The organism is Aerococcus sp. HMSC23C02, from assembly GCF_001806805.1.
Taxonomy (GTDB): Bacteria; Bacillota; Bacilli; order Lactobacillales; family Aerococcaceae; genus Aerococcus; species Aerococcus sanguinicola.
On the sequence record NZ_KV786057.1, the window covers coordinates 21411 to 22218 of the forward strand.

The 808-nt window shown below is 51.1% G+C and carries 9 tRNA genes (1 of these 9 running past the window's edge); all 9 read right to left on the reverse strand.

The features are described from left to right. A tRNA-OTHER gene (locus HMPREF3090_RS09865) sits at positions 1-26 on the reverse strand (it extends 45 nt beyond the left edge of the window). Between the two features lie 26 nt (positions 27-52). Beyond that, a tRNA-Ser gene (locus HMPREF3090_RS06195) sits at positions 53-141 on the reverse strand. Between the two features lie 14 nt (positions 142-155). Further along, positions 156-229 (reverse strand) — tRNA-Ile (locus HMPREF3090_RS06200). Between the two features lie 6 nt (positions 230-235). Continuing rightward, positions 236-306 (reverse strand) — tRNA-Gly (locus HMPREF3090_RS06205). Positions 307-323: 17 nt separating this feature from the next. Next, positions 324-396 (reverse strand) — tRNA-Asp (locus HMPREF3090_RS06210). Between the two features lie 12 nt (positions 397-408). After that, positions 409-481 (reverse strand) — tRNA-Met (locus HMPREF3090_RS06215). 11 nt (positions 482-492) lie between these two features. Further along, positions 493-582 (reverse strand) — tRNA-Ser (locus tag HMPREF3090_RS06220). 15 nt (positions 583-597) lie between these two features. Then, positions 598-671, reverse strand: a tRNA-Ile gene (locus tag HMPREF3090_RS06225). Positions 672-686: 15 nt separating this feature from the next. Continuing rightward, a tRNA-Met gene (locus tag HMPREF3090_RS06230) sits at positions 687-760 on the reverse strand. Positions 761-808 lie beyond the last annotated feature (48 nt).

Below are 808 nucleotides of genomic sequence, written 5' to 3' on the forward strand. Positions count from 1 at the left end.
AAGGGCGGTGTCTTAACCGCTTGACCAACGGGCCTAAGTTAATAACACAAAACGGAGAATAAGGGATTCGAACCCTTGCACGGCGATAAGCCGCCTAACGATTTAGCAAACCGTCCTCTTCAGCCTCTTGAGTAATTCTCCATATTCACTTGTAATGGGCCTGAATGGATTCGAACCATCGACCTCACCCTTATCAGGGGTGCGCTCTAACCAACTGAGCTACAGGCCCATAAGAAGCGGGTGACGAGAATCGAACTCGCGACAACAGCTTGGAAGGCTGTGGTTTTACCACTAAACTACACCCGCATTGATGAATAAAATTACGGTCCCGACGGGAATTGAACCCGCGATCTCCTGCGTGACAGGCAGGCGTGATAACCCCTACACCACGGGACCATTAAATTTAAATTGCGGAGGCAGGACTCGAACCTGCGACCTCCGGGTTATGAGCCCGACGAGCTGCCAACTGCTCTACTCCGCGATATTAGTAAAAGGAGGATAAGGGATTCGAACCCTTGCGTGGTTTGACCCACCTGACGGTTTTCAAGACCGTTCCCTTCAGCCGGACTTGGGTAATCCTCCATAGTTTTAAAGGTATGGACCTTGTAGGACTCGAACCTACGACCCGACGGTTATGAGCCGTCTGCTCTCACCAACTGAGCTAAAGGTCCAAGTCGTTTAAATAATAGCGGCGAAGGGGATCGAACCCATGACCTCCCGGGTATGAACCGGACGCTCTAGCCAGCTGAGCTACACCGCCAATATAAAATTTCAATGGAGAATAGCGGGATCGAACCGCTGACCTCCT